Annotated in this window: 16 protein-coding genes and 1 rRNA gene (1 of these 17 cut by a window edge); 7 read left to right on the top strand and 10 right to left on the bottom strand. The window is 39.6% G+C overall.

Going from position 1 to position 23,053, the window contains the following annotated elements; translation table 11 throughout:
- Positions 1 to 465, bottom strand: a 16S ribosomal RNA gene (locus ACN6MT_RS07305) (it extends 1,085 nt beyond the left edge of the window).
- A 475-nt stretch (positions 466 to 940) separates the two neighbouring features.
- On the opposite strand from ACN6MT_RS07305, the gene ACN6MT_RS07300 reads away from it, so the two are divergent.
- A complete protein-coding gene (locus tag ACN6MT_RS07300) occupies positions 941 to 1,864 on the top strand; it encodes an AEC family transporter (RefSeq protein ID WP_419955339.1) in 924 nt (307 codons plus the stop codon).
- 108 nt (positions 1,865 to 1,972) lie between these two features.
- Here ACN6MT_RS07300 and ACN6MT_RS07295 read toward each other — a convergent pair whose 3' ends face one another.
- Complete coding sequence (locus tag ACN6MT_RS07295) at positions 1,973 to 2,215, bottom strand: hypothetical protein (RefSeq protein WP_419955338.1); 243 nt, start codon at positions 2,213 to 2,215, stop codon at positions 1,973 to 1,975.
- A 126-nt stretch (positions 2,216 to 2,341) separates the two neighbouring features.
- Here ACN6MT_RS07295 and ACN6MT_RS07290 point away from each other — a divergent pair, with 126 nt between their 5' ends.
- From ACN6MT_RS07290 to ACN6MT_RS07280, 3 genes are read left to right on the top strand one after another with little or no spacing between them, the layout of a single operon-like run.
- On the top strand, positions 2,342 to 3,961 hold the full coding sequence (locus tag ACN6MT_RS07290) for a spore germination protein (protein WP_419955337.1): 1,620 nt from the start codon (positions 2,342 to 2,344) through the stop codon (positions 3,959 to 3,961).
- Entirely contained in the window at positions 3,951 to 5,165 is a 1,215-nt protein-coding gene (locus ACN6MT_RS07285; RefSeq protein WP_419955336.1) for a Ger(x)C family spore germination protein, read from the top strand. Before ACN6MT_RS07290 ends, ACN6MT_RS07285 begins: the two co-directional genes overlap by 11 nt.
- A 33-nt stretch (positions 5,166 to 5,198) precedes the next feature.
- On the top strand, positions 5,199 to 6,308 hold the full coding sequence (locus tag ACN6MT_RS07280) for a GerAB/ArcD/ProY family transporter (RefSeq protein WP_419955335.1): 1,110 nt from the start codon (positions 5,199 to 5,201) through the stop codon (positions 6,306 to 6,308).
- 324 nt (positions 6,309 to 6,632) lie between these two features.
- Here ACN6MT_RS07280 and ACN6MT_RS07275 read toward each other — a convergent pair whose 3' ends face one another.
- From ACN6MT_RS07275 to ACN6MT_RS07255, 5 genes are all read right to left on the bottom strand, one after another.
- Positions 6,633 to 8,693: a beta-galactosidase gene (locus ACN6MT_RS07275; protein WP_419955334.1), complete on the bottom strand. Its 2,061-nt coding sequence runs from the start codon at positions 8,691 to 8,693 to the stop codon at positions 6,633 to 6,635.
- Between the two features lie 490 nt (positions 8,694 to 9,183).
- Positions 9,184 to 10,035, bottom strand: coding sequence for a sugar ABC transporter permease (locus ACN6MT_RS07270; RefSeq protein ID WP_419955333.1), 852 nt, complete (start codon positions 10,033 to 10,035; stop codon positions 9,184 to 9,186).
- A 3-nt stretch (positions 10,036 to 10,038) separates the two neighbouring features.
- Positions 10,039 to 11,295: a carbohydrate ABC transporter permease gene (locus ACN6MT_RS07265; RefSeq protein WP_419955332.1), complete on the bottom strand. Its 1,257-nt coding sequence runs from the start codon at positions 11,293 to 11,295 to the stop codon at positions 10,039 to 10,041.
- A 112-nt stretch (positions 11,296 to 11,407) separates the two neighbouring features.
- Complete coding sequence (locus ACN6MT_RS07260) at positions 11,408 to 12,682, bottom strand: sugar ABC transporter substrate-binding protein (protein WP_419955331.1); 1,275 nt, start codon at positions 12,680 to 12,682, stop codon at positions 11,408 to 11,410.
- Between the two features lie 135 nt (positions 12,683 to 12,817).
- On the bottom strand, positions 12,818 to 13,810 hold the full coding sequence (locus ACN6MT_RS07255; RefSeq protein WP_419955330.1) for a LacI family DNA-binding transcriptional regulator: 993 nt from the start codon (positions 13,808 to 13,810) through the stop codon (positions 12,818 to 12,820).
- A gap of 192 nt (positions 13,811 to 14,002) precedes the next feature.
- Here ACN6MT_RS07255 and ACN6MT_RS07250 point away from each other — a divergent pair, with 192 nt between their 5' ends.
- A complete protein-coding gene (locus ACN6MT_RS07250; RefSeq protein WP_419955329.1) occupies positions 14,003 to 15,202 on the top strand; it encodes an MFS transporter in 1,200 nt (399 codons plus the stop codon).
- A gap of 101 nt (positions 15,203 to 15,303) precedes the next feature.
- On the opposite strand, the gene ACN6MT_RS07245 is transcribed toward ACN6MT_RS07250, so the two are convergent.
- Genes ACN6MT_RS07245 through ACN6MT_RS07235 form a run of 3 tightly spaced genes read right to left on the bottom strand, consistent with a single transcriptional unit; the run spans position 15,304 to position 18,961 of the window.
- Complete coding sequence (locus tag ACN6MT_RS07245; protein WP_419955328.1) at positions 15,304 to 16,410, bottom strand: Ger(x)C family spore germination protein; 1,107 nt, start codon at positions 16,408 to 16,410, stop codon at positions 15,304 to 15,306.
- Positions 16,407 to 17,507 carry a GerAB/ArcD/ProY family transporter gene (locus ACN6MT_RS07240; protein ID WP_419955327.1) on the bottom strand — a complete coding sequence of 367 codons (1,101 nt, stop codon included), beginning with the start codon at positions 17,505 to 17,507 and terminating at the stop codon, positions 16,407 to 16,409. Before ACN6MT_RS07240 ends, ACN6MT_RS07245 begins: the two co-directional genes overlap by 4 nt.
- Positions 17,492 to 18,961, bottom strand: coding sequence for a spore germination protein (locus ACN6MT_RS07235; protein WP_419955326.1), 1,470 nt, complete (start codon positions 18,959 to 18,961; stop codon positions 17,492 to 17,494). The genes ACN6MT_RS07240 and ACN6MT_RS07235 overlap by 16 nt, the downstream gene beginning before the upstream one ends.
- Before the next feature lie 258 nt (positions 18,962 to 19,219).
- Between ACN6MT_RS07235 and ACN6MT_RS07230 the strand changes: the two genes are divergently transcribed.
- Together ACN6MT_RS07230 and ACN6MT_RS07225 are read left to right on the top strand one after the other, a co-directional pair.
- Complete coding sequence (locus ACN6MT_RS07230) at positions 19,220 to 20,668, top strand: L,D-transpeptidase family protein (RefSeq protein WP_419956403.1); 1,449 nt, start codon at positions 19,220 to 19,222, stop codon at positions 20,666 to 20,668.
- A 386-nt stretch (positions 20,669 to 21,054) separates the two neighbouring features.
- The gene (locus tag ACN6MT_RS07225; protein ID WP_419955325.1) at positions 21,055 to 22,980 is read left to right on the top strand and encodes a beta-glucoside-specific PTS transporter subunit IIABC; all 1,926 of its coding nucleotides are present in this window, start codon (positions 21,055 to 21,057) and stop codon (positions 22,978 to 22,980) included.
- Positions 22,981 to 23,053 lie beyond the last annotated feature (73 nt).

Genomic DNA, 23,053 nt, shown 5'->3' with positions numbered 1-23,053 from the left:
GTACTTGTTCTTCCCTAACAACAGAGCTTTACGACCCGAAGGCCTTCATCGCTCACGCGGCGTTGCTCCGTCAGACTTTCGTCCATTGCGGAAGATTCCCTACTGCTGCCTCCCGTAGGAGTCTGGGCCGTGTCTCAGTCCCAGTGTGGCCGATCACCCTCTCAGGTCGGCTACGCATCGTTGCCTTGGTGAGCCGTTACCTCACCAACTAGCTAATGCGCCGCGGGCCCATCTGTAAGTGTCAGCGTAAACCGACTTTCAGCTTTTCCTCATGAGAAGAAAAGAATTATCCGGTATTAGCTCCGGTTTCCCGAAGTTATCCCAGTCTTACAGGCAGGTTGCCCACGTGTTACTCACCCGTCCGCCGCTAACCAAGAGGTGCAAGCACCTCAAGATTCGCTCGACTTGCATGTATTAGGCACGCCGCCAGCGTTCGTCCTGAGCCAGGATCAAACTCTCCAAGAAAGTTGATTAGCTCATTTTGTTACGTTGGCTAGTTTCTATAGAAGAAACTAATATTTTTTGTTGACGTTCTTGTTTGTTTAGTTTTCAAAGAGCAATCTATTATGTCTTAAGCGACAGCGATACTATCATATCACATCTCTATTATTATTTCAACATAATAATTTAACTTTTTTCTTTCTTACTTTTAACTAGAAAAGCTGGCGTTAAAAGCAACTCCCTTATAATAGCACCTTCGATTTACTTATGCAACAAAAAGTTTTCTTTTTCTCAGAATAACATTTCCTTTAACTTATTCTATAAGTAGTAATAAACAAACTTACATTAAATCATTACTTTAATTACTTATATCTTGCACTTCGATCGCAATCATTATTGTAGGGAAAATCTTTTATTATATAATTAATGTACATATCTGGTATCGCCCGTTAAATGATTTCAATTAATGATAGTTTGATAATTAGAGAGGAAGTTTTTTATGATAGCTGAAATATTTGACACACTTTTTGATGTAATACTCCCACTTTCTATACCTGTTATAGCAGGAGTCTTGCTTAGCAGATTTGGGAAACTCGAAATCAAGCCGCTTTTAAACTTTGCGTTATATTACATAACTCCGTTCCTGATTTTTGATACATTAATGGAGGCGAACCTATCACGTGAGGATGTCTATTTAACTTTAACTTATTCCCTATTAAACCTTATTTTGCTTGCGGTTGCAGCCGGTATTTTAGGTAAATTTCTCAAACTACCAGCTAATGATGTAGCTGGGTTAACCTTAATCTCCTCCTTTACCAATTCAGTCAATTACGGAATTCCACTCATCTTGCTAGCTTTCGGGCAACTAGGGCTTGAAAAAGCAGCAATTTATATTTTAATGCAGATGATCATGATGAATACGCTAGGAATCTTCTTTGCAGCACGCTCTCACTTTACAATAAAGAATGCGGTTAAATCAGTGTTTGCTCTACCAGCTATCTATGCAGTACTACTAGCCATAGTGTTACGCATTTTTGATTTAACCTTGCCAGGTGGTTTGTCTACTGGAGTTTCCATGATCGCCGAAGCCTACCCGCCCATCGTTCTAGCAGTTTTAGGAGCACAAATGGCCAATGTAAAAACAGAAAGTATCAGCAGGAATACTCGGATTACCTTTTGGACAGGCATGGGCATGAGATTAATTATCGCACCTCTGATTGCATTATTGTGTTTAAATCTTTTAAAAATCGAGGGTATTATGTATTCTGCTCTATTAGTATTATCTTGTATGCCAGTTGCAATCAACGCCGGCATTCTAGCTGAAAAATTTGACGCGTCACCAAAAGTGTTAACTAAAACAATTCTTTGGACTACTTTATTGTCCTTTTTCATACTGCCTGTATTGATTGTTTTAGTTAAGTAATCCTAAAAAAGATGTCTCTATGTCACAATAGTGCCGTAAAGACATCTTTCGTTTAAAAAGAACTTCATCCATTAACTCGCCACGGATTAGATGTAATATCCTCATCTACTACTCCATAATCTTCGACAATTTTCTATGTATCCATTTATTCGTCCAACCATATAGCTTTTTTAGTAAATAGATAACAATTAGAAAAATAAATACAAAGTATTCAGGAACTTCCATCACTCGAAATGGACTTACAGCATTACGCAAAGTAGTTTTCACCTCAAAACCCAGCAGGAGGTCAATCCCTAAGGAACAGCCCATTAATATGGTTAGCATACCTAATGTAATAAAAATGATCTTCATTATCTTCCCACCTTTCAATTTATCATTCCTCATTCCTGTTGAAATTGTTCTGGTACTTTCTAGAATCACGAATACCTTTTCAATATTAGTGGAAAATAATAAAAAAGCAGGAAAGGTTTAGTGACGATGTCTCTATTTTCCCTATCCAAAAAAATGAAAAAATTAAAACTGCAAAAGAAACAGACTCAACAGACGGATCAGCCTACGAAGGCCATTCATCGTTCGTTACAAGATCAAATCCATTACATAAAAGAAAAAACAGGTAATAGCACAGATGTAAACATCCGACAATTACAGCTCGGTGACGGTATCGGGCCGAATGCAGCAGTTGTCTTCATAGAAGGAATTGCAGATAGCAAGGCAATTAATGATTTTATTATTGAATCCATCATGAATAATCGTTCCGTTCACAACAGCCGGCCTCTCTTTGAAATTCTTCTTGAGGATGTAGTTGCGCTCGGTGATGTCAAAGAAATTAATGATTGGGAGAACTTGTTCCTGTCTTTAATGTCCGGTGAGAGCATCATCCTGGTGGACGGTTCACATAAAGCACTTAGCGCCAGCACAAGAGGCGGGGAGCAGCGTTCCATTCAAGAACCGAGCAGCCAAGTAACGGTTCGCGGTCCGAGGGATGGATTTACAGAATCCATCCGTACAAATACCGCATTGATTCGCAGACGTATTCAAAATCCTAATTTATGGATGGAAAATATGAAGATTGGCAGCGTCACAAAAACAGACGTCTCTATTATGTATATAAAAGGCATAGCCAAGGAAGATATTATTCAAGAGGTACGAAATCGATTAAAAAGTATTGAAATTGACGGTATTCTTGAATCCGGCTATATTGAACAGCTTATCGAAGACCAAGCATTGACTACATTTCCAACTCTCTATCATACAGAGAGGCCAGATATGGTCGCCGGAAATCTCCTTGAAGGCAGGGTAGCAATCGTTGTGAATGGAACGCCATTTGTGTTAATCGCACCAGCTGTGTTTATCCAATTTTTTCAGTCAGTTGAAGATTATTATGGGCGCGCGGATATCGCAACAGCATTAAGATTTTTAAGGATTTTAATATTCTTTATCTCTATAATCGCGCCTGCTGCTTATATTGCGATTACAACGTTTCATCAGGAAATGATACCAACGCAACTGTTGATCGCTATCGCCGCCCAACGGGAAACGGTTCCTTTTCCAGCTTTGGTCGAAGCCTTGATTATGGAAGTTTCTTTTGAAATTCTCCGCGAAGCAGGAGTAAGGATGCCTAGAGCAGTGGGTTCAGCCATCTCTATTGTTGGTGCGCTGGTTATTGGTCAAGCAGCTGTTCAGGCAGGGATTGTTTCTCCAGCTATGGTCATAGTTGTAGCCATTACTGCCATCGCTAATTTTGCTACTCCTGCCTTTGCTGTGGCCATTTCTGCTCGTCTTATTCGCTTTGGGTTTATGTTCGCAGCCGCAACCTTCGGATTTTATGGAATCATTTTAGGGATAATCATTCTCGCTGTACATTTATGCAGCCTGCGGTCATTTGGAGTACCATATTTAACACCAATGGCCCCTCTTATCGTGGAAAACCTAGGTGATACAATCATCCGTCTCCCATTGTGGGCGCAAAAAAAGCGGCCAAGGCTATTTAGCGGTAACACGGAGAATCGAGTAGGAGAGAACCAAAAACCACAACCTCCTGATAGCAAGGGGATGGTCAACTCAACAATAGAAAAAGGTGACCAAGATGAAAGCTAAACGATTATGGTTACTCCTAGCTTGTATCGTTGTTATCTTCCTTTTATCAGGTTGTTGGAGCAAAAAGGAGTTAACTGACTTGGCGATTGTTGCTGCTTTGGGAATAGACAAAAACGAACAAGGCAGATATGTTGGCACTATGCAAATTATTAATCCAGGTAACGTAGCAAGCGGGCTGCAAGGCGGCGGCGGGAGTCAAGGACCGCCTGTTTCCATCGTCACCGGAACAGGAGATACAATCGTTGAGTTAAGCAGAAACACATCTCGTAAATTGTCAAGAAGACTGTATTATGCGCATACAAATTTGGTTGTCATTAGTGAAGAACTTGCTAAAGAAGAGTCTATCAACAACATCCTTGATTCGCTAGAACGCGATGCGCAATTTCGAAGTACAGCCATCCTTGTCATCGCCCAGGGAAAGAAAGCTTCCGACATCGTTAAAGTGTTAACTGCAATTGATAAAATCCCAGCAAACAAAGTAATCAAAACGTTGAGAATCACCGAAAAAACTTGGGGAGAAAATATCGCGGTTAATGTGCAAGAAGCCATCCAGACACTAGTCTCACCTGGGAAGGAACTGGTTGTTTCAGGGTTTCGTTTAAGAGGAGATGCTGCCAATGGAAAAAAAACCGAAAACACTCAGCAAACAGAACCCTCTGCGTTACTTTACGCAGGCAGCCTTGCAATATTTAAAAACGGTAAGTTAGTTAATTGGATTGATGGCGAGGCGTCCAGAGGATCTATATTCCTCCTCGACAAACTAAAGGCTTCAGCAATTGCCATCAAGTGGAAAGGAAAAGAAGAGGCTATAACATACGAATTAATCAGACAAAAAACAAAGATAATGGCAAAAATGGAGAACGGAACACCCCGGGTTTCAATTAAGGTTGACGCAGAGGGCAATCTTGGCGAGATAAGAGTGCCGGCTGACGTTACAGACCCTGATGTTCTTTTAAACATTGAACAAGCAATAGAAAAGGAAATAAAAAAAGAAATTAATCAGGCTGTACAGCAAGCACAAAAATATAAAGCAGATATTTTTGGTTTTGGAGAGGCTCTTCATCGCACGAATCCTAAAGCTTGGAAAAAAATGAAATCCAATTGGAATGATGTTTATTTTCCAGAAGTTAAAACAGAGATTGTCGTGGACGCCTTCGTTCGCCGAACTGGTTTACGCAACAACCCACACCAAGTTAATAAGTAAAGTGAAAAAGGATGAAAAGGAAGTGACAAAAGCATGGAAAAGGCAAGGATAAGCTTATACCAGCTTTTTGTCCTAATCTTGCTATTTGAGCTAGGCAGTGCGATATTAGTGCCTCTGGCAATTGAAGCCAAACAAGATTCCTGGCTGGCTATTCTGTTTGGAATGGCAGGGGGGTTATTCTTATTCTGGATACATTACCGTTTATTTCTTTACTATCCAGAGTTAACCCCCCCAGAATATATGCAAAAGCTGCTTGGAAAAATAGCAGGTACCCTTCTTGCCTCTAGTTATATTATTCTTTTTATGTATATAGCAGCCAGGGTACTTCGTGATTTTGGAGAGATGCTCCTGACCTTTGCCTATCTTGAAACTCCTTTATTTATGGTAAATGCCTTATTGATGTTAGTTATTATTTATGCTGTTAGCAAAGGCATTGAGGTCGTAGCAAGAACAGGTGAGTTGTTTTTTGTTTCTATCTATTTGCTTGCAATTACTGGTTTTATTCTAATTGTTTTTTCCGGGCTAATCGATTTAAATAATCTAAAACCTATACTAGAGGAAGGCATTTTTCCTGTTGTCAAAGTATTTTACACGCAAACCTTATTTTTTCCATTTGGTGAAGCCATCGTTTTTTCGATGATTTTTCCTTATGTAACCAAAAGAAAGAGTGTAATAAAGGTAGGGTTATTCGCAATAGGGCTGAGCGGAATTAATCTCGCGATTACTATGGCCATTAACATCGGTGTATTAGGTGTTGACCTTGCAGCTCGTTCTCAATTTCCGCTGTTAAGTACCATTCAAAGTATACAAGTAGCGGAATTCCTTGAACGTCTTGATGTCTTTTTTATGATAGCAACCGTAATCTCGATTTATTTTAAAGTTAGCATATATTTTTATGCCGCCGTTGCTAGTACGGCAGTCATATTCAGGATTAAAGAACCTTCAAAGCTATCCTATCCGATGGGGATGATTGTTTTATTCATGTCTGTCACCATCGCAAGCAGCTATGCGGAGCATTTAAAAGAAGGGTTGGAATTTGTTACTCGCTATTTACACCCTTTCTTTCTTATCATTTTTCCTTTACTGCTCTTAGGGATTGCTTTTTTAAAAAACAGAAAAAAAAGTAATCCTCCTACAAATTGAAAGCAGCCCAACTTCTGCTAGAGGTTGGGCTTAACTATACGAAATTTGATTTTATGTAAAAGTGTTGAGTACATAGCAATAGCAGTAAGTATTGGTATTGCGCGTTGTTTTCAAACCACTTACAATCAACCTAGAATCCTATTAAATGTGTAATTTAAAACTTCGGTCACTACAGAAACTCCATAGTGACCGAACAGTCTAGATTATTGATAAAAACAGTTAAAGCAGGTTTAACTGTCCGCCTGAGGTGGACAGTGTCCATGGGCGGTGACAGGCACCATAATAGCAAAAGAGAGGGAACTCTCCCCCCTCTCATGGTATTATTTATTTCTTTTTCTCAAGAATTCTCACTTCATATTTTTCTAAGGTAAGGTCACCGGATAGTTCTTCACCTGTAAGGTGGTCTGTGACTTTTGTTTCGAGTGTGATTGGCTGTTTTTCTTCGGTGAAGTTCATGACAAATACGTAGTCGCTTTCAGCAGATCTTCTAACTTGGACCGATACACCTTTTCCATGTGTCACCTTAAAGGCTGGTTCAAGCGACAAATCATTGATTAATCCCTGGTAGAAGTCACGTTGGAATTGATCTTCTAAACGGCCGCCGATATAGTAGGCTTTTCCATTTTCATACGAATGGCTTGTAACCGCTGGTGTTCCCGCATAGAAATCATCTTCATAGGTAGCTTCAACGGTTGCTGTCCCCACATTAATCACTGTTGCATAGTCTTTTAATTCGTAGGATTGGTTTTGATACGTAACAGCATTTCTATCACCAGGATAGTAGGTGTCTGTTTCCACTGGGTTGATACCAAAGATTTCTTGCAGATCCTTGTGCCATCCGCCTGTATAGGTTAAATCATGCTCATTCACAATACCGCTAATATACGTCGTGACTAAGGTACCGCCGCCGGCAACAAAAGCCTTCAGACGAGCAATGGTTTCTTCACTAACTAAATAAAGCATAGGAATAATCAATAATTTATAGCCCGTAAAATCCTGTTCCTTCGTAATCACATCAACCGGAATATCTTTTTCCCAGAAAGCACGATAATGCTGGACAAGGGTTTGCGGATACCGTTTTGTCTCCAAACCGTAACCTTGTGCGTCATTAAGCGCCCAATTGTTTTCCCAATCATATAAAATCGCCACGTCGGCAGGACGATTGGTACCAACGATAGCAGAAAGTTTTTCAAGCGTTTTACCGACTTCGGCAACTTCCTGGAATACACGGTTTTCTGAGCTATTGTCATGATCGACAACAGCACCATGGAATTTTTCCGAAGAACCGCGAGATTTCCGCCACTGGAAGTATAGAACACTATCAGAGCCATGCGCCACCATTTGCATTGAAGCAAGCTTATGCATGCCAGGGCGTTTTGCTTTATTAACAGAATGCCAGTTAACCATACTAGGAGTCGATTCCATTAATAAAAATGGCTGTTGCTTTAAGCAGCGATAGAGGTCATCAATAAATCCGACTCTCATCGCTAAATCCGCAGTACTCTCCCAATCATTATGCCAAGCGGGATATGCGTCCCAACTGATAACATCAAGATGTTTCGCAAATTTGCTGTAATCAAGCGCCTGGAATGGGATTAACTCATGTGTATCCGCCATAAAGTTCGTGGTAATCGGAATTTCTGGTGTCAACTCTCGGATCGGAACAATTTCATTCTCATAGAAATCGATTGTTTGGTCTGTTACAAAACGGCGCCAATCTAAATTTAAGCCGTGAACCATACTTTCTCCGATCGAGGAAGGAGATTCAATTTGCTGCCAATCTGTAAAAGTGTGGCTCCAGAATGGTCCCCACCACGCGTCGTTCAAAGACTTTAAATCGTTATGATACTTCTTTTTCAGCCAACCTCTAAAAGCTTCTTGACAATAATCGCAATGACATTCACCGCCATACTCATTCGAAATATGCCACATCAGTAAAGCAGGATGATTCCCATAACGTTCTGCCAGCATACGATTCATCTTCTGTGTTTTTTCACGATATACAGGAGAGGTAAAGCAGTGATTGTGCCTGCCGCCATGCAGCATCTTAACCCTGGCGCCATTCACACGCAGTACTTCAGGGTATTTTTGTGACATCCATGCAGGTCGAGCCCCGCTTGGTGTCGCCAAAATGACTCGACCATCTATGCTATAGATATCGTCAATTACTTTATCCAGCCATTCAAAGTTGTAAACTCCTTCCTCCGGCTCAAGTGCCGCCCAAGCAAAAATTCCAACCGAAAACGTATTGGTATGGCTAAGCTGCATTAATTTAATATCATCTTCTAAAATATCCGGACGGTCTAACCATTGATCAGGATTATAGTCTCCGCCATGAAGCATAAAGTCTGCTTTCGTCACGTATGTTTTTTCGTTTTTAGACATAGTAACCTCCTTCTAACAACCAAAGATTTCTTCATAGCGCAAATCTTTTTGTTACCTCATAGAGTTTTGTTTTTTTGGTATATGGGTTTAGGACAAATCTACTTTCTTTGCTATGGGATTTGTCCCTCATTAGGGCTATGAAGGACAAATCTTCTTCCTCTTCTCCGAGATTTGTCCTTCATCAGGTCTATTAAAGACAAATCTTCTTCCTCAGCACTGAGATTTGTCCTTCATCAGGTCTATTAAAGACAAATCTTCTTCCTTGCCCCCGAGATTTGTCCTTCATCAGGTCTATTAAAGACAAATCTTCTTCCTTGCCCCCGAGATTTGTCCTTCATCAAGGCTATTAAAGACAAATCCTCTTCCTCAGCACCAAGATTTGTCCTTCATCAAGGCTATTAAAGACAAATCTTCTTCCTCTACCCTGTGATTTGTCCTTCATCAGGTCTATGAGGGACAAATCTCCTTCCTCGACCCTGCGATTTGTCCTTTACCCCTTCGTCCCACCAGCTGTTAATCCAGAGACAAACTGCTTTTGCAGCAGCAGGAAGGTAACAGCAATCGGAATACTAATTAAAATCGCACCAGCAGCAAACGTGGTATAACTTGCACCCATTACATCGTTCACTAATTTATACAAACCTATCGGCAGTGTGAACGCTTCGGGTGTTCTTAAAATAACAGATGATAATACGAAGTCACCAAGCGGACCCGTAAATCCATTCATCGCCACAACCGCTAGCATTGGTCTTGATAACGGCAAGAGAATCTGCCAGAAAATCCGTGTGTTGCTCGCCCCATCAATCTTCGCACTTTCATCTAGATCCATAGGAATCGAATCCATATAGCCTTTCATCAGATACGTATTCATTGGAATTTGTCCGCCGATATAGAGAAGGATCAATAACCAGTGGCTATTCATCATCCCTAGGATTTGCGCTAATACAAACAATGCAATTAGAGCAGCAAATTGCGGAATCATTTGTAATAATAGAAACAGCATTAAGGCATTTTTTCTTCCTTTAAAGCGAAAACGTGAAAAAGCATAGGCGGTAAACGATACCGTAATCATCGCCCCGATCATCGTAAATATACTTATTTTCAACGAGTTCAAATACCATTTGCCATATTGCAAACTTTCCTTTCCGGCAAATAACTCTTTATAGTGGTCAAGAGTAGGATTTTTCGGAATAATTGACGTACTGATTAAACTGTTACCAGGGTTAAAGCTCGCCCCTACTGTCCAAAGCAAAGGATATACAATCAGCACGGTCATAAAAAGTAAGAAGGCATAGGTAAAAAAGAGACGTATTAGGCGATTCGTTTTCATAGTTGTCTGCATTTTTTAAGCCCCCTCTTTAAATGAATTTGTTCGTCTGAATTGCCATAACGCAATACCAACAACAAAAATAGATAACAGAATCGTTAAAGCTGCTGCGAGTGAATACTGACTTGATTGCATCGTCAGCTTATAAATCCAAGACACTAAGATGTCAGTTCCTCCAGCCGTTGAACCCGCCACGGCAGGACCACCGCCATTGAAAAGATAAATAATATTAAAGTTGTTAAAGTTAAACGTAAACTGCGTAATAATAATCGGTGCCATGGCAATTAAAATCATCGGCAAGGTAATATTTCTAAACTTAGCAAAAATCGACGCTCCATCGATCGTTGCCGCTTCATATAAATCATCAGGAATAGATTGAAGTACACCTGTTGTTACGATGAAGATATAGGGGAACCCAAGCCATCCCTGCATAAGAATCAGTGCAACTCTCGACCACTTTTCATCCGTCATCCAAGGAAGAGGATCGACACCAAAAAACGCTAGAATATCATTATTGATGGCACCAAAACTATCATTGAATAGTCCCGCAAAGATCAGGATCGTTACAAACCCTGGTACCGCCCATGGTAATACTAAAATTGTACGGAAAAACTTTTTAAAACGTACTTCCTTTTGATTGACGACGATTGCTAAGAAAACACCAAGACTTACCTGGAGAGTAGAAGCAACCACAGTCCAAATGATCGTCCATGCTAAAACATCAAAGAATGTAGCCCGCCAAATATCAACCGTAAAAATTTCAGCAAAAGTCTGCAAACCTACCCAATCAGCCAAGTGAGCCGGTGGTGAATGATATAAATCATAATTCGTAAAGGCTAACGCGAAACTAAATAAAATCGGAAAGATAACAGCAAAGATTAATAGAAACAATGATGGACCACTAATTAAGTATGGGTACCCTTGTTGAATTAAATTTTGATATTCACTTTTAAGAGAAGTGACCGGATGATTTTCATCACGCAATTTTCCGTTTTTATAAGCGTCTCGTAGATTCCAATAATAAATACCGAGACCAAAAGCAGTCACAATCAACGCAATAATCCCTTCCGCTAAAAGAAAGATAGAGTTATCTCGCGGCACCTCTGTTCCTAGTGTAAAAAGACCCCAGAATCCCATATTCAAGAGATCCCCAAATGCTATAAAAAACGAAGCTGCGAGAATGAGGAAGATAAGACCCTTTACCCATTGCTTGTTATAAAATTGGCCTAATCCCGGTACGATGGATAACAGTGGGGCTATTGTACGATGTTGCACGTTGTTTCACCTCTTTATATAGATGGCCGATAAAATTAAAGGCTCTCATATTCGAATTCATATAATAAATGGTGTCAAACATTAGCAGCGTTTGACACCATTATTGTGTTACTTATTTACCACTATGTTTTGCTTCAATTTGACCTTTAATGGTTTCAACTGCTTGATCTAATGCAGCTTTAGGTTGTGCTTTACCTGTTGCAATCGTTTGTAATGCTGAATCAGCAGGAGCCCAAACTTCGTTCATTTGTGGAATATTCGGCATTAATACAGAGAATTGAGATTGCTCTGCAACAGCTTTTGCTACAGGGCTTTCCGTAACAACTGGATCGTTTGCTAATGAAGCCACAGCCGGAACTTCCTTTGTAATTTCATATCTCGTTTTAGAGTTTTCTTCATTTGCAATAAACTTTACAAACTTTTCAGCAAGCTCTGCGTTTTTAGAATAAGAGCTAACGTTGTAGCTTTTAACCCCAATGAACGCACTCATGTTTTTACCATTAGCAAGTTCAGGTAACTTTTGTACGCCATAATTTACGCCAGCTTTTGTAAATGGCTCAACATTCCACGGCCCAGAAATAATCGCAGTCGCTTTACCTTCAGTAAACAATGACTCAATTACACTAATACCTTGTTCACCAATAATACCTGCTGGGAATAGGCCTTCTTTATAGAACTTCTGAATATATTGTGCACCTTCAACTGCACCTGCATTGTTGATTCCAATATCGGCTGGGTCATAGCTGCCATCGTCTTTTTGACCAAAGATGTAACCGCCGTAACCGCTTAATACGCTGTTCGCATAATAGATTTGGTCAAATAGTGCTAAGAAACCAAACTTTTCACCATTGGCAACACCTTTAGAATAGTCGTACCATCCTTCTAGTGTAGTAGGTAATTGATCTTCAGAAATAAGATCTTTATTGTAGTAAAGCATAGTTGTTTCTACCGCTTTCGGTAATCCGTAAACCTTACCATTTACCTTCTGCGCATCCATCGCTGCTTCTGTATAAACGCCTTGTGTATTTTCATCAACATTTAACTCTTTAATTAACCCTTCGGTAACAGCCGTACCAATTTGGTCACTAGGCATTGTTAGGACATCTGGACCTGTTCCAGCGGGTCCATCCAAACGAAGGTCTTCTATTTGTTTTGTATATTGTTTTTCTACCATTTTTACTTTTACATCATTTTCTTCTTCAAACTTGGCGATGGCGTCTTTAATCCCTTCACCCTTCATAACATCTTCCCAAACAAGTAACTCTTTCGGTTTATCCGCCTCTTTTGTGTCTCCGCCTTTCGCATCATCCTGTGGTCCACAGGCAACTAAAGATAAACTTAAAGCAATACCACTCATAACGCTAAAGTATTTCTTAAATTTCTTCATGGATGGACATCCTTTCAAAATAAAGTAGTAGTTCTTGTTCTTCACACTTTTTGAAAGCGTTTCAGTAAATATAATATATCACCAGGAAGAAAACATGTAAACAATTATTTTACTTAAATAAGTAAAATAATTTACTTAAATAGTACTCTTTCTAATCACTAGCTCCGAACCAATATACAGCGTTTTCACAAGTTTGCGTTTTTCCATTACTCGTTCAAGTAATAGTTGAATGGCATTCTTGCACATTTCCCGTAAATCAATATGAAAGGTAGTGAGCGGCGGAGATACATATTTTGTCACACTAATATCATTCACACTGACAATACTTACACGATTAGGAATAGCGATTCCATATTCATTCAATGCTTGAAGGCAGCCTACTGCAATCGGGTCAGCCGCAATATAAAAAGCGGTTGGCAGCTGGTCCCCTAGTTGTTCAATGGCATTTTTCATTAAAAAATAGCCATTCTCTACAGAAAATCCCCTGCGATGAAAAATATAAGCATCTTTCAATAAACCCTTTTTCTCCATATACCTGCGAAACACACGTTCCCGTAAATCCATTTCGTCCTCATCTGTATTGGGATTATGATAAGTTCCTCCAATAAAACCAATCTCCGTATGCCCTTTTTCCATTAAAAAATCAACCGTTTTTCTTGTGATCTGCGGAAGGTCCGGTCGAACAGAATCATAATGATTCGGGTCAGGTGATGTATCGAGAAAGACACCATTGGTGGTAATGCTTCTTAAATGCGCAAGTTCTTTGTCTGAAAACGTCCCTACAGCAATGAATCCCTCAATGCTATCGGGAATTTGGTGAATTCCATCAGAAATTTTATAGGTAATCATCTCCACATTGAATAGCCTTGCCATTTTTTCTAATTCGATGCGCATGGTTTTAAAATAGACATCTTCTAATTCTTCAATATCCGTTAACCAATATAAAAAAGCGATATTTTTCACCAGCAGCCTTACTGTTTTCCTTCGATAATTAAGCTCCTCCGCCACCTCATAAATCCTTTCACGCGTCTCATCAGAAACAGAAAGACTTTGATCATTATTCAGAACCCGCGAAACAGTAGAAGGCGAGTAACCTGACTTTTCAGCGATGTCTTTTATTGTTGCCAATTTAAATACCTCCATGTATAACATTTAGTTTTTTTAAAATCGTGAATTATTTAGTAAACTTATTTACTAAATATTACGTCATAATTCACAATATTTCAAGTAAGTATTTCATAATAAACATGTGGACACGGAACTAATGAAATCGGTATACTTTTGAATTGAAATCAGATTGAAAAGATAGAGGGGAAGAAATTGAGTCGTTCACAAAAATTATTGTTATCGATCCACGCGTGTTACGGTCTGGCCACTACCATGTCAGGTTTATTTTTAACTCTTTATTTGTGGAGACTTTCAAACGAGTTGACAACAAATGCTTCTTTTATCCTCGTGACCTTCTTTTTTGGTACCGTCTCTTACGCCATCGGTGCCTTGCTGTCAAAAAAGAGGGATAGAATCTTTAGTTTTCAAATCGGAATTGGCCTTACAGCACTGTTTTATTTACTTGTTATTCTATTACAAGAGAAAACAGCAGCCTATCCAATGTTAATCGGCATTTTGAATGGAACGGCCGCAGGCTTCTATTGGCTTGGTATACAAGTATTGATTTATGACTTGGTAGACAATCCATCCCGTTCCCAATTCATGGGGAAACAAATGGCTGTTTTTGGCGTTGTAAATACCATTGGCCCGGCTTTTGCAGGATTTATTATTTCCAAATTGGACCTTACTGGATACAATCTTGTATTTTCTCTATCTTTATTGTTATTTTTTACAGGACTGATTCTCAGCTTTTGGCTGCCAAAAGATTTGTCACCTAAGAAACCTTTGTATTTACGTTTATTATGGAGGTTTAGCACGAGAAAAGCAGATTTAAAACCGATGTGGATCGGGTGGATAATATGGGGGATCTGTGAGGGACTATTAGGCTTCTTCCCTGCCGTCCTTCTATTTATGACCGTAAAAAATGAATTCCTTGTAGGAATAAGTTCAATCCTATTTGGAACAATTGCCGTTCTTGCAAGTTTATGGCACTCCAAGTATAACCACAGAGAAAGGGAGCCCCATACAATCTTGATTGTCTGGCTGATGTACTTCCTGGCTTGCGTTCCGATGATTTTCCATATGAATATATGGACCGTCTTTATCTTTCTCATCATCAACGAGATTAGCAAAGCGCTCGTAGGCGTCACCTATTTTAGTTACATGTTTAGAGTGATAAAGGTTCTGCCTAAGTCCGGCCTGCGGACAGAATCGATGGTAATGAAGGAGACCGCACTCAACATCGGCAGACTTCTATCGGTCACCTCGTTTATTTTACTCTACCTCTTTGCCAAGGAATTAATCTTTTATTACTTTTTATTTGCGATATTCATTCAAGGTCTTCTATTTAAGATTATGTCAACCGAAAAAGATGAGTTTATCGTAAGGAAAAGGATTAATGTATATAGATAAGTTACCGTCCAGCAGCGAGTCTTCGCTGCTGGTTTTATTTTAGTCCCTTTAGGAGTTCCGCTTAGCTAGAAATTCTGCCGATAGGTAACGAAAGTAAATGGTTAAAAAACATTGCCCGTTTTTATGATATTAACCTTTACCACAGGCTCAATTTGGACATTTTTATATTCCTGGTCCCAGTTAATTTTGTTCCATAGTTCAGGGTGGTAGCTTGAAATTTGCCGGCCAATCCCAAATGCATCACAATTGGCTTTTAGTAATGTGTCAGTAATTTCCTTTGCTTTCTTGGTGAATTCCTCAGATAGGTCTTGATTTATTTTTTTAATATTGATTTCATTTTTAAAATCTTGTGGATAGCTTATGACTTCAATATTCATCTTGAGATCAATTTTACAAGTGATTTTTTCATCCTGTGTCACTTGGACTTCTAAGTTCCGGCTTATATCTCTAGTAGAAAAGGAAATGGAACGGCCGTTTTTTTCTGAACCGATTATTAATGCCATTCTATTGTTTTTGCTTAGCTGATTCATTAAGGACAATAGTAAACCGCTTTTGTCCTTTGATATTGATTTACCTGTATATTTATCACCGTTAAATAGGGCCACTCCTGCCACATCTACTTTATCCGCAGCAGTTCTTTCAAGATAAGGTAACAGCATATCCTTACCAGGATCCAAAATGTTGTTCCAAACTATAAAGGTATTCTTTTTCGGGATGACCGTATCAGATTCGGCACTTTCTAGTAATTGCAAAATGGCGAATGCAATGGGGCTTTTTTCTTTCTCCACAGAAAGAATCTCTTTCCCCGTTCCTTTACCAATCACAATTTTGGAGGACAAATAAGAATCCCTATTTCGATAATAGAACTCCATGAAAGGATGAATTCCTTTTTTCGCTAGATCCTCCCCAATGATGATCACATGGGCTTTACTCGCGTCAAGTTCACCTGGAATGGTACTGTCTAAATCTAATCCCAAACCGACGATGGTTGGCCTTTTGGCTCCAACTAGTTCATCCTGGATTTCGAATAACCCGCCACCCTTGCTTTGTATATGTAACGCTCTCACCGCTGCAGTTATTTTACCATCTTCCGTTAAATCGTAACTTACTCCATTCACCAGTGTTCGATTTACTAAGAGTCGTTGGTCCCAACAACCTGTTAACATGATGGGTAGGATCATCAAAAGGGTGAAACAGATTTTTCTCATCGTGATTCACTCATTTCATGTTTTTTCATCAGGAAGGAAAGGATTAATAACAAAGTGGGTATCAAAAATACGACCACATAGCTTAAAAAGGAAACATATTGATTAAACATCGTTATAATGTCATCATCTTTTGGAATCAAGGTAATCAAAAAGAGAATGCAGCCATTTACGATGACAGTCTTTGGATAATTCTTCTTTTTTAAATTCAAACTTTTACTTGCAGCAAATAAATAGGTAATGATCGAAGTAGCCATTGGCACCATCCATACGGATAGAAAAATCAGGTCAATCCGATCAATCATATTATAGGAGATTCCTCTAAGTAAATTTAAAATCGGTTCTCTCATTTGCGTCAACTGACCGGTACTAAAATTGATAAGGGTAATAAAAATAAAGTAGGTGTAAAAAAGAGTGATAAAAAGGTTGGCCATCGAAGCTGTCTTCAATACTCCCTTTTTATTTTCAATAATGAACGGGAAGAAAAAGAGCAGCGATTCAAATCCTAACATCGCGAGCAGCGAGTTATTACTTCCCAATAAAATATTTTTCATTCCGGAACTGCCCATCGGAAGGACATATTGAAACTCTTTCGGAGTAAACCAGCTTAATACAGATGTAAACCATAATAATAGTATTAAGGTGGTAGCCAGGACAAAGAATCTAGCGATTATTTTTAAATCACTAACAGCTAAATAAATACAGGCAGTCAAAATCAGCGCAGAAATCATCCAACCAGGTGTTAGCGGCAATAACCATAAATTGATAAGCTTGATAAATAAAATGGTCGCTAAACCCCCGACAAGAATGAAATTTAGGTAGATAAAAATATTAAGGAAATTCCCTAAAAATCTACCTGCTACCTTCTTCGTTATTTCTGTATACATGAGGGTAGGAAATCGTTTTAACAGTTGCCAGTAAACGATAAGCATAACTTGAACGGCCACCCCTGCAATGAGGGTAGAGATCCACCCGTCTCCCTTCGCACTCTTCTGTACAGCATGCGGCAGGGATAAGAGAGCGACACCAATTTGAGATTGTATCAATAAAAAAAACAACTGAAATTTTGTTATCTGGTTTTTTGTCATTTCTTTTTCCATGCCCTTGTTCTCCCTTGTTGATTCGCATAAGCTGGTTTGGCATCAGTCGGACGAGTATTCAATTTCCAAAAAGGCAGCCGTATAAACGTATCCTTTATCTCTTCTTTCTTGAATGGCGCTAACGGAGAAAAATAAGGCGTTCCAAAAGAATCTAGTTTACATAAATGCATAAAAAGTAACATTAACACGAAGACAATCCCAAAAAAACCAAACAATGTTGCAGCGATCATAGTAGGAAAACCTAACAACCTCGCACTCGTCCCCATTTCATTTATCGGCGCCACAAAGGAGGCAATGGCGGTAAACCCGATTACCACAATCATCATATTCGATACAATATGTGCGTCTACGATAGCTGTCCCAATGACTAAACCCCCGACTATCCCGATGGTTTGAGCGATAGGCGATGGCAATCGAATCGAAGACTCTTTTAATAGTTCCAAAATGATCTGCATCGTTAAGGCCTCCACAAAAGGCGGAAAGGGAACATACTCTAAGGATGTCCGGATAGAATATAGAATTCCGATGGGAAGGACCTCTGAATGAAATGAAACAATGGCTATATAGATTGCAGGCAAACTAATCGCAACAATAAAACTAAAGATACGAATGATTCGAAAGAATGAACCGACCAGCCACCGACTATTGTAATCGTCCGGTGCCTGATAAAAAGCAAAAAATGTAATCGGAACGACTAACACTCGGGGGCTCCCATCCACAATAATCGTAATTTTTCCTTCAGCTAAATAGGACACTGCTCGATCCGGTCTTTCTGTTGCTAAATTTTGCGGAAAAGGTGAAAAAGGATGGTCTTCAATGAGCTGCTCTAAATTACCAAGTGTATAAAGTTGATCGATTTCAATCGAAGATAATCTTCGCTCTACTTTTTCAACAAGCTCTTTGTTCGCTAAATTTTCTAGATAAACCATGCCCACTTTCGTATGGGTAAGGTTACCGATTGTAAAATATTTCACCTTTAAAAAAGGACTTTTTATTCTTTTGCGTAAAAGCTGCAGATTTGAGTTAAACTCTTCAACCAAACCATCATGAGAACTTTTAATATTCCGTTCATTTTTCGGTTCTTCAATGGACCTGCCTTCTATCCCTCCTACCGAAGCGGTATAGGCAAAGGAATCGCCTTCTAGCAAAATCACACAAAATCCATCTAATAATTGTTTCCCCACTTCTGAGACCTCGGTGGTCTTTTTTACTTCTGCCGCATGGACAATCTGTTCAATCGCTTCCTTTTCCCCTTCTAAAATAGGCTCGATAATAGAGGATTGAAGAAGTTCCTTCTTTACCAAGGGATCCAGATACAGAATGACACACTTCTGTTTCGAAAAAAGGAGTTCTTTTTTCATTAAATCTTCTGTATGGCAAAAATGCTCTTCTAACATTTTAATGTTTTTTTCAAGATTATCAGAAAGCTGACTCAATTTATTGGAGAAACTCATTTTGGAAAACTCCTTAAAAAACTAGGTATTTCCTATTATTCCCTTAATTTCCACCCATATTCTTGTGACTCAGTTTGTATCGAATTAATCGATTGGTGCGTTACTACTTTTTCGAAAAAAAATATAAATTAAATTTATACAAATAACGACAAAGTTTACGTTATACTATCTTGTAGAATTGTAATGAAAGATTAATATTATTGTAAAATACTTGGTAATTTGTGGTAAAATATAGTTTCAAAGGTATTGGGGGGAACAATTGTGGGAAATGCTTTAGAACAAAGTGTTGGGGAGATTACCCATTCACCGAATAAAAAAACACCGTGGTATAAAAGTTGGAAGCTCATGTCAGCAATCCTCGTCATTTTGATTGCACTGTTACTATCAGGGATTAGCTATTATCAGGCAAACCACTTTAATGCGAATAAAAAGATTAATGGCATAGAAGTTAGCGGATTAACAGCTGACGAAGCCCTTGAAAAATTACAAACATCTGTATTGAAAAATGATATCTATATTGGAAATGACCTGCTCATAGATGGCAAAGATACAAAGATGATAGTTACAGAAGAGGATTTGCCTAGAGTAAAAAAACTAGTAAAAAATCAGTGGACTTTTTTGCCTTCCTTTAAATCAGAGGAGTATTTCTTAACGCCAAGCAAGGATGACGGGTACCGTAGTGTAAACCTGAAAAAAGAACTGGAACAAAAGCTCAACGCCATGAATGAAAAATTACAAGCTCCTAAAGATGCGGAGGTAAATTTACAAGACGGAAAAGTAACGATTATACAAGGGTTGGAAGGTACTCAATATGATGTGAGTCACCTCGTAAAGGAGTTTGAAAAACAACCAGTTACGAGTGAAATCCATCTGAATCCACTATTACTTGAGCCGACCAAAGAAGGTAGTCAGACGGTAAAAGACCAAGAGAAGAAGCTGCAGGAGCTCCTTCACCATCAGGTTGACTATACGGTACAAGATAAGGTGTATTCGTTAAAGGGCAGCGAAGTAATCAAACATGCCTCTGTGACAAAAGATATGAAAATTTCTATCGATCCAAGCATCCTAAAGGATAAAATCGCAGAAATTAATAATGCTCAATCCACATTAGGGAAGGATTTCTCCTTTACGACCCACTCAGGTTCTGTGATATCGGTTAAAGGTGAAGGCTATGGCTGGGCGCTTGATGTCGAAAAGGAAACTGCACTTGTTCAAACCGCTTTTGAAAAAGGAGAAAAATCTGTTTCTGCTTCTAACATCCACGGCAATGGCTGGAACAAAGAGGGCTATGGTTACGAAACTATTGCAAACAATGGCATTGGCGGTACCTATGCGGAAGTATCCATTGCCGAACAGCGAATTTGGCTATATAGAGATGGAAATTTAGTATTAACAACCAATGTTGTTACCGGCAAACACAGTACGGGTGAAGATACTTCCCCAGGTGTATGGTATATTCTCTTTAAGCGGACACCATACACACTCAAGGGCAGTGCCGTCGGCAAAGCCGATTATGAAGTTAAAGTCGATTATTGGGCACCATTTACAAACAGCGGACAAGGATTTCACGACGCCGGCTGGCGTACAAACTGGAACGGCAACGCCTATCTTACACAAGGCTCCGGCGGCTGCGTCAACGTAACACCTAGCATGATGAAAGCCGTTTACGACAATCTCAGCGTTTACCAGCCAGTTGTTGTTTATTAAAAGAATGAGAGAATAACCTGTATTTCTTTGAAACACACTATTCGTGTGCGCTCATAGAAATACAGGTTTTTTTATTTAGTTGGCTATGTTAAATAAGGCTTTTAATTTACGCTCCCGTAACCAGCGAAGTAAGAAAAGCGGAGACTTTCCGGCTAAATGCAGAATGAAGCCTGTTTCAGGGTTAATAAGAGGAGGGTTTCCGGTTAAGCAAAGCAATCTTATCCGTTTATATCTATTTCGGGTCAATAGGCGGAATCTCTCCGTCTATTGAGGCTACTTTTATTAGTTATTACTAAATAAGCGAGATTTCTCCGTTTATTTACCTTCTTAAAATGAATAAAATCCACAGCCATTTATTTAAAAAGCATCGGATAGAAGGTGTTGGAATGAAGTATGAACAGTTAGCCAAAGACATCCTACAAAATGTCGGTGGAAAAGAAAATGTGAACAGCGTTGTTCATTGTATTACCCGTTTACGCTTTAAATTGAAGGACGAAAAAAAAGCGAATACAGATACGCTAAACAACATGGAAGGCGTTGTCACCGTGATGAAAAGCGGCGGCCAATATCAAGTGGTGATTGGCAATCATGTGCCAGACGTGTACAAAGCAGTGGTTAACTCCGGCGGTTTCCAATCACAATCGCCAGTCGATGCCGACGATGGCGCCAGCAAACAGAAAACTAGTTTTATTGATATTATTTCTAGTATTTTCACCCCCGTTCTAGGCGTGCTGTCCGCAACCGGGATGATTAAAGGGTTCGTTGCCATGTTCGTGGCATTAGGATGGTTAAAGAATACAAGCGGAACCTATCATATCTATTATGCGATTGGTGATTCCCTGTTTTACTTCTTCCCAATTTTCTTAGGCTACACCGCCATCAAAAAATTCGGCGGCTCCCACTTTATCGGGATGGCTATTGGTGCCTCTCTTGTTTATCCAGCCCTGACTACGTTAACAACAGGTGACCCCATTACCACTTTATTTTCTGGGAGTGTTTTTCAATCCCCCGTATATATTACTTTCCTAGGAATACCTGTGATTTTAATGAGCTATGCCTCTTCGGTTATCCCAATTATAGTAGCCAGTTATTTTGCGGCAAAGGTAGAGAGATTTTTAAAAAAGGTCATACCGGATGTGGTCAAAGCCTTTGTTGTACCATTTTTTACTTTATTAATGGTTGTTCCGATTACGTTCCTTGTCATCGGGCCAATCGCCACTTGGGCCGGCGTGCTTTTAGGCAAAGCGACCCTTTGGTTATATCATCTCAGCCCGATGATTGCGGGGCTATTTGTCGGCGGTTTATGGCAGGTATTTGTTATCTTCGGACTTCATTGGGGTCTTGTCCCTATTGCGATTAACAATCTTACCGTGAACGGTGCAGACCCCGTTTTTGGGACGATGTTTGCCGCTTCCTTCGCTCAAATTGGTGCAGTACTGGCGGTTTGGTTAAGGACGAAGGATGAGAAAATAAAATCGCTTAGTTTACCTGCCTTTATTTCTGGTTTTTTTGGTGTGACAGAGCCCGCTATTTATGGGATTACGCTGCCCCTGAAAAGGCCGTTTATCATCAGTTGTATTGGCGGTGCAGCAGGTGGTGCCATTTTAGGCTTTATGGAATCGCAAATTTATATGGTCGGTGGTCTCGGTATCTTTGGAATCCCTGCCTATATCAGTTCTAAAGGAGGACTGGACGCTGGATTCTGGGGTTCCATCGTCGCGATGATTGTCGGATTTATCGTCGGCTTCATCCTAACTTGGCTGTTTGGGATGGAGAAAAATATAAGAGCGGACCAAGGTACGAGAATAGATGAGTCCAAACCAACTGCCCAAACACCATCAAAACCTAGTCAAGGCTATGAGGTTCTTTTTAGCCCATTCAACGGTGAAGTACAAGCTCTTTCTAGTATTCAAGATGCGGTCTTTGCCTCTGGTGCACTTGGTCAGGGGGTTGCGATTGCACCTTCTGAGGGGAAGCTGTACTCCCCTATTTCCGGTTTCGTTACGGCGCTTTTTCCAACTAACCATGCGATTGGCTTCACCTCTGACCATGGAGCGGAAATTTTAATTCATATCGGAATGGATACGGTGCAGCTGGACGGTAAATTTTTCACTCCTCACGTCTCTCAAGGAGCGCGAGTAGAAAAAGGTCAGTTACTTATTGAATTTGATATTACAGGCATACAAGGGGCAGGGTATATTGTTACCACTCCTGTGATAGTGACAAATACTAATCAATATCAAATGCCGATCATAACAGAACAAAAGCAAGTAAAAGCTGGTGATCGATTATTTGAGTTGAAAAAAAAGTAAATGAAATGAATGTTGAATAGTATGTTCATGCCCTTCATCGTGCTTATCAGGGACGAACCTCAACCAGAATCCA

Origin of the sequence: Neobacillus niacini (assembly GCF_048572935.1) — a bacterium.
In the GTDB taxonomy this organism is placed as follows: Bacteria; Bacillota; Bacilli; order Bacillales; family Cytobacillaceae; genus Neobacillus; species Neobacillus niacini.
Note: the sequence above shows the minus strand (reverse complement) of the source record. Positions and strands in the feature narration are given on the sequence as shown.